Annotated in this window: 9 protein-coding genes; 7 read left to right on the top strand and 2 right to left on the bottom strand. The window is 62.0% G+C overall.

All coding sequences use genetic code 11. The features are described from left to right. The first annotated feature begins 328 nt into the window (after positions 1-328). Positions 329-733 (top strand): cupin domain-containing protein, encoded by a 405-nt coding sequence (locus BT116_RS29545; RefSeq protein ID WP_072349273.1) that lies wholly within the window; start codon positions 329-331, stop codon positions 731-733. Between the two features lie 180 nt (positions 734-913). Here BT116_RS29545 and BT116_RS29540 read toward each other — a convergent pair whose 3' ends face one another. Then, on the bottom strand, positions 914-5782 hold the full coding sequence (locus tag BT116_RS29540; RefSeq protein ID WP_072349271.1) for an NAD-glutamate dehydrogenase: 4869 nt from the start codon (positions 5780-5782) through the stop codon (positions 914-916). A 431-nt stretch (positions 5783-6213) separates the two neighbouring features. Here BT116_RS29540 and BT116_RS29535 point away from each other — a divergent pair, with 431 nt between their 5' ends. Further along, entirely contained in the window at positions 6214-6567 is a 354-nt protein-coding gene (locus BT116_RS29535; RefSeq protein ID WP_072349269.1) for a hypothetical protein, read from the top strand. Between the two features lie 71 nt (positions 6568-6638). Here the strand turns inward: BT116_RS29535 and BT116_RS29530 are convergent, their stop codons facing one another. Continuing rightward, complete coding sequence (locus tag BT116_RS29530) at positions 6639-8792, bottom strand: WG repeat-containing protein (protein ID WP_072349267.1); 2154 nt, start codon at positions 8790-8792, stop codon at positions 6639-6641. Positions 8793-9036: 244 nt separating this feature from the next. On the opposite strand from BT116_RS29530, the gene BT116_RS29525 reads away from it, so the two are divergent. The 5 genes from BT116_RS29525 (at position 9037) to BT116_RS29505 (ending at position 14361) form a co-directional block, all read left to right on the top strand. Further along, positions 9037-10062: a LacI family DNA-binding transcriptional regulator gene (locus BT116_RS29525; protein ID WP_072349265.1), complete on the top strand. Its 1026-nt coding sequence runs from the start codon at positions 9037-9039 to the stop codon at positions 10060-10062. A 166-nt stretch (positions 10063-10228) separates the two neighbouring features. After that, positions 10229-11011 (top strand): apurinic/apyrimidinic endonuclease family protein, encoded by a 783-nt coding sequence (locus BT116_RS29520; protein ID WP_072349263.1) that lies wholly within the window; start codon positions 10229-10231, stop codon positions 11009-11011. Continuing rightward, the gene (locus tag BT116_RS29515) at positions 11004-11984 is read left to right on the top strand and encodes a sugar kinase (protein ID WP_072349261.1); all 981 of its coding nucleotides are present in this window, start codon (positions 11004-11006) and stop codon (positions 11982-11984) included. Before BT116_RS29520 ends, BT116_RS29515 begins: the two co-directional genes overlap by 8 nt. A gap of 86 nt (positions 11985-12070) precedes the next feature. Next, positions 12071-13369 carry an MFS transporter gene (locus BT116_RS29510; RefSeq protein ID WP_072349259.1) on the top strand — a complete coding sequence of 433 codons (1299 nt, stop codon included), beginning with the start codon at positions 12071-12073 and terminating at the stop codon, positions 13367-13369. 14 nt (positions 13370-13383) lie between these two features. After that, on the top strand, positions 13384-14361 hold the full coding sequence (locus BT116_RS29505) for a 2-hydroxyacid dehydrogenase (RefSeq protein WP_072349257.1): 978 nt from the start codon (positions 13384-13386) through the stop codon (positions 14359-14361). The last annotated feature ends 333 nt before the right edge of the window (positions 14362-14694 follow it).

The following is a 14694-nucleotide window of genomic DNA, read 5'->3' as shown; positions in this document are numbered from 1 at the left end:
GGTGACGCAGAGCGTCACGGGATGCATTACCACGCAGAGCGTGGGAACGAGCAAGTTGTGGGGACTGTGAACGATCGTTCCTCACGCTCCGCGTGGGAACGCTGCCAGGGACGCTCCGCGTTCCGCTTCTGGCAGGTGGCGCAGAGCGTCACGGGCTGCATTACCACGCAGAGCGTGGGAACGATCAAATCCCCTCGCCTCACCGCCTGCGCATTGGTCTACGCACCTTCCGAAAGATTGGACGTTTGCATACCCCACCTGGGGGCTTAGGGTGAATCCAACGCCGCGACAGCGCGAATCCACTCAAAACCACACAGGCCATAACGCCATGAAAACCCTCTGTCTGATCGCCGCCCTCAGCCTGCTGCCCATCGCTCAAACCTATGCCCACGAAGCCGCGCCTTCGGAGAAGGTCACAGTGTTGCAGGAAAAAATGCTGAAAAACCTGCCCGGTAAAAAAGCCATGATGCTGACCGTCAACTATGCCCCCGGCCAGTCGTCCATTGCCCACAAACATGAGGGCACGGCCATGGCCTACGTGCTCGAAGGTGCTATCACCTCCCAGGTCAAGGGCGAACCGGCGAAGACCTACAAGGCCGGTGAGTTCTGGTATGAAGCGGCGGGCTCCGAGCACTTGGTTTCGAAAAATGCCAGCTCGACCGAACCGGCGAAATTGCTGGTGTTCATGGTGATGGGGGAAAAGGAGGCGGTGTTGATCCCACTGAAAAACTGAGCACCGGCAAGGGTGTACCTGTGGGAGCGAGCTTGCTCGCGATAGCAGTGTGTCAGCCGATATCAATGTGACTGATTCAACGCCATCGCGAGCAAGCTCGCTCCCACAGGGCCACAGTGAATCTTGAAAGTAAAAAAGCCCCGCATCTCTCAATGCGGGGCTTTTTCATTCAACGCCGGATCAGTTGGCCGTCACGACCGCCTGACCGCTCATTGCCACGTCCAACAGCTCGCGGTTGGCGACCGCGTACATGGCGTAGTCGGTACCGCTGGCAGCACGGATGTCCACCAGCATGGCACGCCAGCGCTCGACCATTTCATGGTGCTGCTCCAGCCACAGTGCCAGGCGAGTTTCCACGTCCTGGGCGCCATCGCCCTCTTGCAGGACCGAGATGGTGATCGCCCGCTGTTGCCAGTCGACATCATCACGGAACGCTTCACGGGCCAGTGCCTGCCAGTTGTTTTCCACCGGCAGTGCGCTGATCTGTTGCAGGTACCAGGTGATGTCCAGGGCGCTGCCCACGGCGAAGTAGGCCTTGGCCACATCGGCGGCGTTCTGGCCGGTGACGTCGGACGCCTCGATGATCGGCAGCAAGGTGTACAGGTGCGTGGTGCCGGCAACCATGCGCGCCAGCAGCTCCGGCACACCAGCGGCCACGTAGGCCTGGTAGCGGGTCTGCCAGCCTTCGCGGGTCGGACCTTCCAGCAGTTCGTCGAGCTTGAGGCCCAACGCCGCCAGGTGCGGACCGAAGTGCGCCACGTCACGGGCAGCGTTCTGCTCGTTGCGGCGGCTGCGCAGGAACCAGCGCGTGGCGCGACGACCCAGGCGCATCAGCTCGTCCATCAGCTCCAGTTGCACGTCGGCGGACACCTGGTGGTCCAGGGCTTCGATCTGCCGGAACCAGTGCGGGAGATGGAAAATATCGCGCACGATCACATAAGCGCCCGCCACGTTCGCCGGGCTCATGCCCGTCGACTCCTTGAGCCGTTGAACGAAGGTGATGCCCATGTGGTTGACCAGGTCGTTGGCGATCTGGGTGCTGACGATCTCGCGCTTGAGGCGATGGCGACGCATGGCCTCGGAGAACTTGCTCACCAGTGTCGGCGGGAACGCCGTCTCCATGTCACGGGTCAGGTAGTCGTCGTCCGGTACCAGGGAGTTGAGCAGCGCTTCCTTGAGGTCGATCTTGCTGTAGGAGATCAGCACCGACAGTTCGGCACGGGTCAGGCCATGGCCCGCCGAAACGCGCTCAACCAGCTGTTCTTCGGTCGGCAGGAACTCGATGGCGCGGTCCAGCTTGCCGCGGGCTTCCAGGTCGTTCATCAGGCGCTTGTACTCGGCGATCCGCACGAAAGCGCGACGGGCCGCCAGGGACAGGGCCTGGGTCTGCTTGTAGTTGTTGCCCAACACCAGGCCACCGACTTCGTCGGTCATGCTCGCCAGCAACTGGTTGCGTTGCTTGTCGGTCATGTCGCCGGCCTGCACCACTTCGTTGAGCAGGATCTTGATGTTCACTTCGTGGTCGGAGCAGTCCACGCCGCCGGCGTTGTCGATGAAGTCGGTGTTGGAACCGCCGCCATTGAGGCCGAACTCGACGCGCCCCAGTTGAGTCATGCCCAGGTTGCCGCCCTCGCCCACGACCTTGCAGCGCAGTTCGTTGCCGTTCACGCGCAGTGCATCGTTGGCCTTGTCGCCGACATCGGCGTGGCTTTCAGTGCTGGCCTTGACGTAGGTGCCGATACCGCCGTTCCACAACAGGTCCACCGGTGCCTTGAGCAAGGCATTGAGCAGTTCGGTCGGGGTCAGTTTGTCGGCCTTGATGTCGAAGCGTTCTTTCATCTGTGGCGAGATGGCAATGCTCTTCGCGCTGCGCGAGAAGATACCGCCGCCTTCAGACATGATGCTGGTGTCGTAGTCGGTCCAGGCCGAACGCGGCAGATCGAACAGGCGCTTGCGCTCGGCAAAGCTGCTGGCTGGCTCCGGGTTCGGGTCGATGAAGATGTGCAGGTGGTTGAAGGCCGCGACCAGTTGCAGCTTGTCGGACATCAACAAGCCGTTGCCGAACACGTCGCCGGCCATGTCGCCGACACCCACCACGGTAATGCTGTCTTCCTGGACATTGATGCCGCGCTCGCGGAAGTGGCGCTGCACGCCGACCCACGCGCCCTTGGCGGTGATGCCCATTTTCTTGTGGTCGTAGCCAGCCGAACCGCCAGAGGCGAACGCATCGCCAAGCCAGAAGCCGTAGTCTATGGCAATGCCGTTGGCGATGTCGGAGAAGGTCGCGGTGCCTTTGTCCGCCGCCACCACCAGGTACGGGTCATCGTCGTCATGACGCACGACGTTGGCCGGCGGTACCAGCGCGCCGTCCTTCAGGTTGTCGGTGATGTCCAACAGGCCCGAGATGAAGATGCGGTAGCAGGCGATGCCCTCGGCCGCGATCTCGTCACGGCTGCCGCCCAACGGCAGGCGACGTGGCAGGAAACCACCCTTGGCACCCACCGGCACGATCACCGAGTTCTTCACTTGCTGGGCCTTGACCAGGCCGAGCACTTCGGTGCGGTAGTCTTCTTCACGGTCGGACCAGCGCAGGCCGCCGCGAGCCACGTTGCCGAAGCGCAGGTGCACGCCTTCGACCCGTGGCGAGTACACGAAGATCTCGAACTTCGGTACGGGCTTGGGCAGCTCCGGGATCAGGTGCGGGTTGAACTTGAAGCTGAAGTAGGACTTGTTCTGGCCGTTGGCATCGGTCTGGTAGAAGTTGGTCCGCAGGGTGGCCTTGATCAGGTCCAGGTAGCGACGCAGGATGCGGTCTTCGTTGAGCACCTGGACGTCGTCCAGGGCCGAGAGGATCGCTTGCTCCAGGCGCAACTGCTTGTCTTCCAGGTCATCGCCGGTGAGTTTGCGCGCCAGGTAGAAGCGGGTCTTGAACAACCGGGTCAGTTCACGAGCGATGTCGGTGTGGTTGTTCAGGGTGCTGGCGATGTAACCCAGGTCGAAGCCCAGGCGGATCTGCTTCAGGTAACGGGCGTAGGCACGCAGCAGCGCCACGTCGCGCCAAGGCAGGCCGGCGGTCAGCACCAGGCGGTTGAACGCATCGTTCTCGGCATCGCCACGCACGATGTGGACGAAGGCGTCCTGCAAGGTGTCGTTGAGTTGCTGGATATCCAGGTCCAGGCCTTCGGCGGCGGTGAACGCGAAGTCATGGATCCAGAACTCGCGGCCATTGGTGTGGCGCAGGCGGTACGGGAATTCACCCAGCACGCGCAGGCCGAGGTTTTCCAGGATCGGCAGCACGTCGGACAGCGCCAGTGGCGTATCAGCGTGATACAGCTTGCAGTGCAGCTCACGCTGGCCGGAGACCTGGCCCAGCGGCTGGTAGAAGCTCATGACCAGCGGATTTTTTTCGCTCAGGCTCAGCAGGTGCTGCATGTCGACCACGGCCGAGTGCGCAGCAAAGCGCTCGCGGTAGCCGGCCGGGAAACCTTTCGGGAAATCCGACAGCACGTTGGTGCCCTGGGCTTCACCGAAGCTCTCGACGACCAGGCTGGCGTAGTCGTCCTTCCAGCTGCGGCAGGCCTGCACGACTTCTTTTTCCAGCAGCAACGGGTCGATGTCGATGCGGTTCTTCGGGTCCACCCGCAGGATCAGTTGTACACGGGCCAGTACGGATTCGGAGAAGAAGGTCCAGAACTCGCAGTCCGAGGCCTTCAGGCGATCCATCAGCACTTGCTGGATCTTCTGGCGCACTTCGGTGGAATAGATGTCGCGTGGCACGTAGGCCAGGCAGTAGCAGAAACGGCCATACGGGTCTTTGCGCAGGAACACGCGGATCTTGTTGCGTTCCTGGATCTGCACGATGGACATGACGGTGCTGAACAGCTCGTCCACCGGGGTCTGGAACAGGTCGTCACGGGGCAGCACTTCGACCACCTGGGCCAGTTCCTTGCCCAGGTGCGCCTTGGCCTGGAAGCCCGAGCGACGCTCGATTTCCGCGACCTTGCGGCGGATGTACGGGATGGCCCGCACGCTCTCGCCATACACCGAAGAGGTGTACAGGCCCATGAAGCGGCATTCCTTGATGACCTTGCCGTCGGCGTCGATTTCACGGATCGACACGTAGTCCGGATAGGCCGGACGGTGTACGCGGCTCGGGTGCGCGGCCTTGGCGAACGACAACAGCGTCGGCTCGCGCAGGTAGGCGACCGCGTAGTCTTCGATGCGCAGGTCTTCGGCGGTCAGGCCGGCGCGCAACAATTTGGTCAAGCCCAGGAACGAATCGGGGTTGTACTCGATGTGGCCACCATCGGCCTCGTCACGAACCACGAACTCTTCGTAGCCCAGGAAGGTGAAGTGGTTACCCACCAGCCATTCCAGGAAGCTCTTGATCTCGCTCTTTTCATCAGCGTCGATGGCGTAGGCGCTGCTGTCCAGGCTGTCGAGGATTTCCTGGACCTTGGCTTTCATCGGTTCGAAGTCGGCCACGGCCACGCGCACTTCGCCCAGCACTTGCTCAAGTTCCTTGCTCAGGACGTTGAGTTCGGCGGCGTTGGCGCAACGGTCGATCTCCAGGTACATCAACGACTCTTGCAGGATGTCGTCGCCCTGGGTGCCTTTGGGCAGGATTTCCAGCAACTCGCCCTTGCTGCCGCGACGCACGCTCAGCACAGTGGTTTGCAGGGTATGGATGCTGTAGCCGCGGCGGTTCAGCTCGGTGCGGACCGAATCCACCAGGAACGGCAGGTCGTGGTGCAACACTTCCACCGCCGTGTGGGTCGACTGCCAGCCGTGGCGTTCGTAATCGGGGTTGTAGACGCGCACCTGCGGTTGCGCGTGATCGAAGCGCTCAAGCAGGCGCCAGGCAGACAGGGTGCAGCCGGCGAGGTCGGACAACCGGCGCTGGGTAAGTTCATCGAGGGAAATGATGCCGAAGAATTGTTCAGCGAACAGCGCCACTTGTGGCAGTGCCTGTTCACTGATGTGCTGCGCCAGTGCCGCTTGCAGTTGATGCTGGAAGTCGGCCTTGCTGGCTGCGGTGAAGAACGCCATCTGTGGTACTCCGCTTGGGCTTGTTATTGATGAAAGCGTCGCGTGCAACCCCTTGCGGGGTTATCGGCCATCCCGTTCCTGATTCTCGGGCAGAGGAAACAGGATGACAGGTGGATGAAGCTGGACAGGACCCGCAGGTCACATCCTTTTCCATGTAATTTCATGTCATGGGCACCTGCAAAAAATACCCGTGGGATGGCCTTTGCAGGTGCCCATCCGTTGCGCAGCTTAACGAGTGCGACAACCTGCCTGCTTGCAGCGCTGCGACATATTCGGTCATCGGCTAGCTAAACAGCCGGTACGCACCGGACAACCCTAGCAGGCTGGGGACCAAACGGCACCCCGAGGCGGTAAACCAGCAGAAAATCCTTCGCGCTGGCAGAATCCACTTTTTGCACCCCGCAGGTGCACTCGATCCTGGAGCCTTCACCATGAAAATGACCACCGCCCTTCTGATCGCCAACCCGTGTGATGAAGAAGAAGACAACATGGCCATGCTCTGCTGCCACAGCGCCCAGGGCGAAATGTTCCTGATGACGCGCTACCCCGACGAAGATGAACTGGAAATCGCCCTCGATGGAGAGCCTTCGACACTGGACGGCGTCAAGGTCACCCTCAGCCCGACCCGTTTGCTGATTGAAATTGCCCCGGCGGATGCCGATGCGCTCAACGGCGACGATGTACTTGAGATCACCCATGACACCGATGCGGCGGACCTGGCGGAAGTGGAACTGACGCTGCAGAACATCCTCAAGGGGACGGGGACCTATATAAGCCAGCTCTGAGATCCGGACACGAACACGCCCCCCTGCGGCGAGGGACAAGCTCCCTCGCCGCAGGGTCAGTGCATCAGCCTTCACTCGTCTGTCTTCACAAGATTGCCATCGGCGTCATAAACCAGATACTCGTCACTGTCATTCGGATCCCTCACGTAGTAACGAGCCTCATTGCCGTTATCCGGCACGTCCAGGCTGGTGTAGGACCCCAGTTCCTTGATCACCTTGTTGTCCCGACTGATCAAGACCAGGCCGGAATCTCTATCGGCCCGGATGGCCGCGGCGTAGTGGGTCTGGAACGCGCTGATCTGGTTGTAATCCAGCGGGACCTGCAACCTGCCCGCCAGGTCGATGGCACCGTAGCTGCCATCGCGTCCGACTACCGCCATGCCGTTGGAAAACGGCGTCACTTCGTCATATGGCAACTTGATGGGTAGCCGCGCGCCCTGGCGATCGATAAACGCGAATTTCCGGCTTTTAGTGTCCTGCACCAGCAGCGGTTGTTGCCCGAAAAACCGGCCTATCACGTTGTCACCCTGAAGGTTGATCCGTTTACCTTGCAGGTTGAACACGTCTTGACGACTCCGATCGGCGGAGCTGGCGTAGAGCAAACCCTCCCGGTACTCGATACCCGAGAACTGCGTCGGCAGAATCTCTTTGCCGTCCAGGGTATAGGCGCCGTACAGGCCTTCCATGGCATCGGTTCGCTTGCCGAGACGGGCGACGAACACGTTGTCGGTCACGGTAGGGTTGACGAATTTCATCGGTAACACGAAACGATGATGCTTGGCATCGTAGAGCCCATAAGGGCCGTTGGTTTCGCGCTCGACCAACAGCAGGCCATTGCTCAACGCCTCGGTGATGTATTCGAACGGCAGCTCTACGAGCGTGTTGCTACCGGCGGGGAAATAGGCGAGCTGGCTGCGCAATGCCTGCCACTCCGACTCCGGGTCGTTGGACTTTTCCGGGGTAAACAACGCGTAGGTATCGGCCATCTGGCTGTCTCGCACCTGCACCCAACGGGGCTTGATCAACCACTGGCCAGCCTGATCGATGAAGCCATAGCGCTCGGCGTTCCGGTCCAGAGCGATGTAACGCGCTTGTGCTGCAAGGACGTTGTCGACCTGGGCGAACTCAACGGTGTTGTCTTCCATCGGATCGAGCACATGGATGACGATACGTTGCGGGGTGGCCTCGAATTGATAGTCGACCTCGGTATTTTTCAACGGCCCCATCTGAGCAGCCAGCGCCTCGGTCAAACGCTGCAATCGCTGTTGTACCGCCTGGCCGGTCTTGAGCTGCTTGAGATCGTCCTTGGTCTGCAACAGCGCGTTGTAATACTCATGCAACGCCGCGATATCGCCATCGGAGGGGAACGCCCGGGCGTTGTTGCCGTTGCTGTAGAGCGCCCTGCCCGCGTCATCCAGCCCCTGCACCACGAAGGTCGACAATTTCGGTGTACTCAACCGCACGGACGCGCGGTCATCACCCAGGGCAGTGAGCTGGAAGGACTGGCCGTCGTCCAGGATCACTTTCGGGTGATCCTTGTCCAGCACCACCTTCTTGAACGCCGGGTAGCTGCGGTAAGCGACCGTCAGGCCGAGACTCGCCAGAGATTTGTTCACCGACAGGGCGAAGGCGTCATGGGACGAAATCGTGTCGTCGGACTCGACCTGGGGCGATACCTTGAGCTCGGCGAAGGTATTTTCGCTGCCATCGCGAAAACGCAGGCGTTGCGGCAGGTACTGCTCGGCCGCCGGCTCCTCCGGCGTGGCGGCGCGCTTCCAGAGCGGATCGAGGCGGCTGGTATCAAGCTGCACCTCGGAACCCTCGGCAAACAGTCTCTGGGTAAAACGCAGTCCTTGGATCGACGCCAGCTCAGCCTTCAGTTGCGCGCTGGTGAACGGGACAAACAGCGGCTCGTATTGCAACGGCTGCTCGTCTTCGGACTCGGTCGTTGAGAGGGTCAGGCTCAATTGCGCGTCGCTGATCAGTTCCAGGGACCTGAGGGTTTCACCGGTGTCCTGAATCAAGTAATTGAGGCGTTTTTCCACCTCCGGCGCCGCCAGCGTACCGATGTCTTCCAGCCCCCCTTGGTTCAGTTGCTCGGCGGCGAAACCTTCATCCACCGGCGCGCCGCTGTGGCGAAACAGGTAATAGGACGCACAGCCCACCACCAACAAGGTCACACTCAGTATCGACAGCATCCTCACACGAGGCTGGGTAAAGTTCATGGTGGTTTCGACAGTCAAAGGGCTGGGGAGGCAGGCAGCTAAGCACACGGCCTTGCGCGCTGCAAATCCCCTGGGTGGCCCGGCGCTGATGAAAACATGCCTGGATCGTTGCCACTGTCCGACGCAAGCGAAGCACCGCCGGTCGTGCCTGCCACACGCCGCCCTTGACTACCGATTGGGTTCTGGTGTTTCCTGAAACCGGTTTCAGAACCGCTAAACAATTCCAATAAGCAGGTTTCTATCCGTGAATTCTTTCTCCGCCGCCCAGCGCAATCGCGTGACCATGCTCGACGTCGCCGAACGCGCCGGGGTCTCCAAGGCCAGTGTCTCGCGTTTCATTGGCGAAGACCGTGCCCTGCTCTCCGAGGCCATCGCCCGGCGCATCGAGCAGGCCATCAGCGAGTTGGGCTACCGGCCGAACCAGATGGCCCGCGGCCTCAAGCGCGGGCGCACGCGCTTGATCGGCATGCTGGTGGCCGATATCCGCAACCCTTATTCGATTGCCGTGATGCATGGCGTGGAAACCGCCTGCCGTCGCCATGGCTACAGCCTGGTGGTATGCAACACCGACCGCGACGACGAGCAGGAACGCCAGCACCTGGCCTTGTTGCGCGCTTACAACATCGAAGGGCTGATCGTGAACACCTTGGGTCACCACCGTGACGAACTGTTCGAACTGCGCAGCGAAATGCCCCTGGTGCTGGTGGATCGCAAGGTCGATCGGCTCGACAGCGACCTGGTCGGGCTGGACAACCCGGCGGCCATCGAAATGGCCCTCGATCACCTCGAACAACGGGGCTACCGCGATCTGTTGCTGGTGACCGAACCGTTCGACGGCACCAGTTCGCGAATCGAGCGGGTCGAGAGTTTCAAGGCTGGCATCCAACGACGGCCTGCCCTGGCCGGCACCGTGGTGGAAACCTGCGATCGGTTGACCACCCGTATCAAGGCCTTTCTTGCCCAGCCTGGCCATGGCCCCAAGGCGTTGTTCTGCGCCAATGGCATTGCCGCCCTGGCCGCCACGACGGTGTTGCGCGAGCTGGGTTGTCACTTGTTCGACGACGTGGGCCTGATCGCCCTCGATGACTTGGATTGGTACCCCTTGGTGGGCAGCGGCATCACGGCCCTGGCCCAACCGACAGCGCAGATCGGCGCCAGCGCGTTCGAATGCCTGCTCAAGCGCTTGCGCGGTGACAACGGGCCAGTGCGGACCCTGGATTTTGCGGCGCGGTTGATTGAGCGTGGGTCGACGCTTGGGAATGGTCGGTGATGGTGAGGGCCCTATCGCGAGCAAGCTCGCTCCCACACGGGATCTGTGGCGCACTGAAGATCCCTGTGGGAGCGAGCTTGCTCGCGATGAGGCCCTAAAGTACACCCCCTTTTTTTGAACCCTTTTTTTGAACAGAACTGAAACCGGTTTCAGAGGTACAACAACAATGCACAAACCACCCGTCTCCATCAGTCTTTCCAGCTACGGCGCCGACCTGGTGCGGCAGCATGGCCAAGGCCGTTTTATCGATCTGTTGGCCGCTGCCGGTGCCTCGCGCATCGAATGGCGCGAGGAATTGCTCACCACCGAACAGCCCGCTGAACTGGCCGCCGCTGCCCGGGCCCAGGGGCTGCAGAGTATTTTTTCGTCCCCCTTGGAACTGTGGCTCGCCGGTCAGTCCAGGCCCAATCCCGCCCTGGCGCTGGCCCTGCAACGCGGCGAGGCGTTCGGTTCGACCTGGCTGAAAGTCTCCCTCAGTCATTTCACCGACTCCAATGACCTCTCGGCGCTGGCCCAGGTGCTCGCCGCCAGCCCGGTGCAGTTGCTGGTGGAAAACGACCAGACCTTGCAGGGCGGGCGGATCGAACCGTTGCAACGGTTCTTCACCGCAGTGGAGCACCAGGGGCTGCCCGTCGCCATGACCTTCGACATTGGCAATTGGCAATGGCAGGACCAATCCGCCGCCGTGGCCGCCCGACAGCTCGGACGGTATGTGGCGTATGTGCACTGCAAGGCCGTGGCCCGGCGCGCCGACGGCAAACTCGTCGCCGTGCCTCCGGCCATGACCGACCTGCACGTGTGGGAACAACTGCTCAAGCACATGCCCGCCGGGGTGATGCGCGCCGCCGAATACCCGCTGCAGGACGATGACCTGCTGCAATTGACCGCCAGCCATGTCGCCACCCTGTCCCGCCTCGGGCAATCGCGCCAGGAGCCTGCCCATGTCTGAGTTCGATGTGTTGTCGTTCGGCGAAACCATGGCAATGCTGGTGGCGGATCAGCGCGGTGACCTGGCCAACGTCGACCAGTTTCACAAGCGCATTGCGGGGGCCGACAGCAACGTAGCCATCGGTCTGTCGCGGCTGGGCTTCAAGGTGGCATGGCTAAGTCGGGTCGGCGCCGATTCCCTGGGGCGCTTCGTGACGCAGACCCTGGAAAACGAGGGCCTGGATTGTCGCCACGTGGCGGTCGACCCGGAGCACCCCACCGGCTTCCAGTTCAAGTCCCTTACCGTCGATGGCAGCGACCCGCAAGTCGAGTATTTCCGCCGCAGCTCGGCGGCCAGTCATCTGTCGATCGGTTCCATCGCGCCGGCGCTGCTTGACGCCCGTCATTTGCACGCCACCGGTATCGTCCCGGCGCTGTCGGGCACGGCCCGCGAGATGTCCTTTGACTTGATGAGCCGTATGCGCACGGCCGGCCGCAGCCTGTCGTTCGACCCTAACCTGAGGCCAAGCCTATGGGGCAGCGAGTCGACGATGATCACTGAAATCAATCGCCTCGCCGCCCTCGCCCACTGGGTCTTGCCGGGGCTCGGCGAAGGCCGGCTGCTGACCGGCTTCGACGACCCGGCCGACATCGCCGCGTTTTACCTGGACCAAGGCGCCGAAATCGTCGTGATCAAGCTCGGCGCGGACGGGGCCTATTACCGCACGGCGCTGGACCAGGGCGTCATCCCCGGCGTGCCGGTGGCCCAAGTAGTGGACACTGTGGGCGCCGGTGATGGCTTCGCCGTGGGCCTGATCAGCGCATTGCTCGAAGGCCAGGCCATCACCGAGGCCGTGCAGCGCGCCAATTGGATTGGCAGCCGCGCGGTGCAGAGCCGTGGGGATATGGAAGGGTTGCCGACGCGCCTTGAATTATTGGCTGAATTTGAAACCGCCGATCGCGAGCAAGCTCGCTCCCACATGGGATCGAGTTAACCCCTGTGGGAGCGAGCTTGCTCGCGATAGAGCCGCCCCAAAACGCACCTGCTGCAACAAAAACAACAAGCTCAGGAGTCAACGACATGCAAACGCTCAACCTCGCCACCCGCCGCTGGTGGTACATCATGCCCATCGTCTTCATCACCTACAGCCTGGCCTACCTCGACCGGGCCAACTATGGATTTGCCGCCGCCTCGGGCATGGCCGAGGACCTGATGATCACCCCAGGGCTCTCGTCGCTGCTGGGCGCCCTGTTTTTCCTCGGCTACTTTTTCTTCCAGGTCCCGGGGGCGATCTATGCGCAAAAGCACAGCGTGAAGAAGCTGATCTTCGTCAGCCTGATCCTCTGGGGTTCGCTGGCCACCCTGACGGGCGTGGTCGCCAACGCCTACTGGCTGATCGTGATCCGCTTCATGCTCGGAGTGGTCGAGGCCGCGGTGATGCCGGCGATGCTGGTGTACCTGTGCCACTGGTTCACCCGGGCCGAACGCTCGCGCGCCAATACCTTCCTGATCCTCGGCAACCCGGTGACCATGCTGTGGATGTCCGTGGTCTCGGGTTACCTGGTGCAGCAATTCGACTGGCGTTGGATGTTCATCATCGAGGGCCTGCCGGCGGTGCTCTGGGCCTTTGTCTGGTGGCGCCTGGCCGATGATCGCCCGGCCCAGGCCAAGTGGCTCAGCGACCAGGAAAAACATGATCTGGAAAGTGCCTTGGCGGCCGAACAGGTCGGCATCAAGGCGGTGAAGAACTACGCCGAAGCCTTCCGCTCTCCCAAGGTGATCATCCTGGCGTTGCAGTTTTTCTGCTGGAGCATCGGCGTCTACGGATTTGTGTTGTGGTTGCCGTCGATCCTCAAGGCTGGCCTGCAGATGAACATGGTCGAGGCCGGGTGGCTGTCGTCCTTGCCGTACCTGGCCGCGGTGATCGGCATGCTGGTGGTGTCCTGGGCGTCGGACAAGGCGCAGAAGCGCAAGCGTTTCGTCTGGCCGCCGCTGCTGATCGCCTCCATCGCGTTCTACGCCTCCTACCTGCTGGGAGCCGAGCACTTCTGGTGGTCCTATGGCTTGCTGGTGGTCGCCGGCGCTTGCATGTACGCGCCCTACGGTCCGTTCTTCGCCATCGTTCCGGAAATCCTCCCGGCCAATGTCGCCGGCGGCGCCATGGCGTTGATCAACAGCATGGGCGCGCTGGGTTCGTTCGGCGGCTCTTACCTTGTGGGCTACCTCAACGGCACCACCGGTTCCCCTGGCATGTCCTTCCTGCTGATGAGCGGCGCCTTGCTGCTGTCGGTCGTGCTGACCCTCGCCCTCAAGCCCGGCGCCAGCGACCGGACCGTCTCCCACCCCGCGACGCCAAACCCGGCGCCCGCCCGTTCCTGAATCGAGACCCATCCATGAAAAAGCACGTGGTGTTGTACAAAACGCTGTCACCTCAATTGATGGCTCGTCTGCAAGCCCAGGCCCAAGTCACGCTCATCGAACGCCTCGATGCCCAAGGCCTGGCACAACTGCGCGACGCCCTGCCCACGGCCCACGGCCTGCTGGGCGCCAGCCTCAAGCTGGATGCGGCGCTGCTGGACCTGGCGCCGAACCTGCAAGCCATCGCCAGCGTCTCGGTGGGGGTCGATAACTACGACATCGACTACTTGACTGAACGTCGGATCCTGCTCAGCAACACCCCGGACGTGCTCACCGAAACCACCGCGGACACCGGTTTCGCCCTGATCCTGGCAACCGCCCGCCGCGTGGTGGAACTGGCCACCCTGGTCCGCGAAGGCGGCTGGCAACAGAGCATCGGCCCCCGGCATTTCGGTACCGATGTCCATGGCAAGACTTTGGGCATCATCGGCATGGGGCGCATCGGCGAAGCCTTGGCCCAGCGCGGGCACTTCGGCTTCGGCATGCCGGTGCTCTACCACAGCCATTCGCCCAAGCCCGCGGTCGAGCAGCGTTTCAACGCACGCTATTGCAGCCTCGAAACATTGTTGCAGCAGGCGGACTTCGTTTGCCTGACCTTGCCCTTGACGGCTGAAACCCAAGGGCTGATCGATGCGCAGGCGTTTGCCCGAATGCGTCCCGAGACCCTCTTCATCAATATCTCCCGAGGCAAAGTGGTGGACGAAGCGGCACTGATCGACGCCCTGCGCAACGGCCAGATCCGTGGCGCGGGACTGGATGTGTTCGAGCACGAGCCCTTGAGTGCGGATTCGCCGCTGCTGCAACTGGACAACGTGGTAGCGACACCGCACATGGGCTCAGCCACCCACGAGACCCGGGAAGCGATGGCACGCTGCGCCGTGGACAACCTGCTGGCGGCATTGGCGGGGGAGCGACCGGCGAATCTGGTGAATGCGGGGGCGTGGGGAGGCTGAGCAATCATCCGAACACAGCAGCGCTTCTGTGGCGAGGGAGATCCCGCCGCGTCTTCGACGCTGCGCTGTCGCGCAGCAAACAAGTGTCCGACCTAAGATTGGGGGGCGCGCGGGGAAAGAGACCGTAGCCATCACTGGTGTGTACGCACCCGAGAGGGAGAGTGGTCCGCACGGTATCGGCGTGGAGTCGTTGTAGGCACAGCAAGCTGTGACCACGTATGAGAGAGTGAATCCGTTCGCCACCGTGCTCCCCGCGCGCCTTTCAATCCTGCGAGGAATTGTCATGGCGCGCAAGAAGCAGCAGAAACGATTTGAAGTGATTCACCCTCATTG

Origin of the sequence: Pseudomonas sp. NFACC16-2 (assembly GCF_900119205.1) — a bacterium.
In the GTDB taxonomy this organism is placed as follows: domain Bacteria; phylum Pseudomonadota; class Gammaproteobacteria; order Pseudomonadales; family Pseudomonadaceae; genus Aquipseudomonas; species Aquipseudomonas fluorescens_Q.
This window is presented reverse-complemented; position numbering and strand designations above follow the sequence as displayed.

Bases quoted from the DNA above. Each gene is read 5' to 3' on its own strand.
- BT116_RS29520 (WP_072349263.1), top strand. From the start codon at position 10,229: ATGCACAAACCACCCGTCTCCATCAGTCTTTCCAGCTACGGCGCCGAC.
- BT116_RS29505 (WP_072349257.1), top strand. From the start codon at position 13,384: ATGAAAAAGCACGTGGTGTTGTACAAAACGCTGTCACCTCAATTGATG.
- BT116_RS29545 (WP_072349273.1), top strand. From the start codon at position 329: ATGAAAACCCTCTGTCTGATCGCCGCCCTCAGCCTGCTGCCCATCGCT.
- BT116_RS29535 (WP_072349269.1), top strand. From the start codon at position 6,214: ATGAAAATGACCACCGCCCTTCTGATCGCCAACCCGTGTGATGAAGAA.
- BT116_RS29515 (WP_072349261.1), top strand. From the start codon at position 11,004: ATGTCTGAGTTCGATGTGTTGTCGTTCGGCGAAACCATGGCAATGCTG.
- BT116_RS29530 (WP_072349267.1), bottom strand. From the start codon at position 8,792: ATGAACTTTACCCAGCCTCGTGTGAGGATGCTGTCGATACTGAGTGTG.
- BT116_RS29540 (WP_072349271.1), bottom strand. From the start codon at position 5,782: ATGGCGTTCTTCACCGCAGCCAGCAAGGCCGACTTCCAGCATCAACTG.
- BT116_RS29510 (WP_072349259.1), top strand. From the start codon at position 12,071: ATGCAAACGCTCAACCTCGCCACCCGCCGCTGGTGGTACATCATGCCC.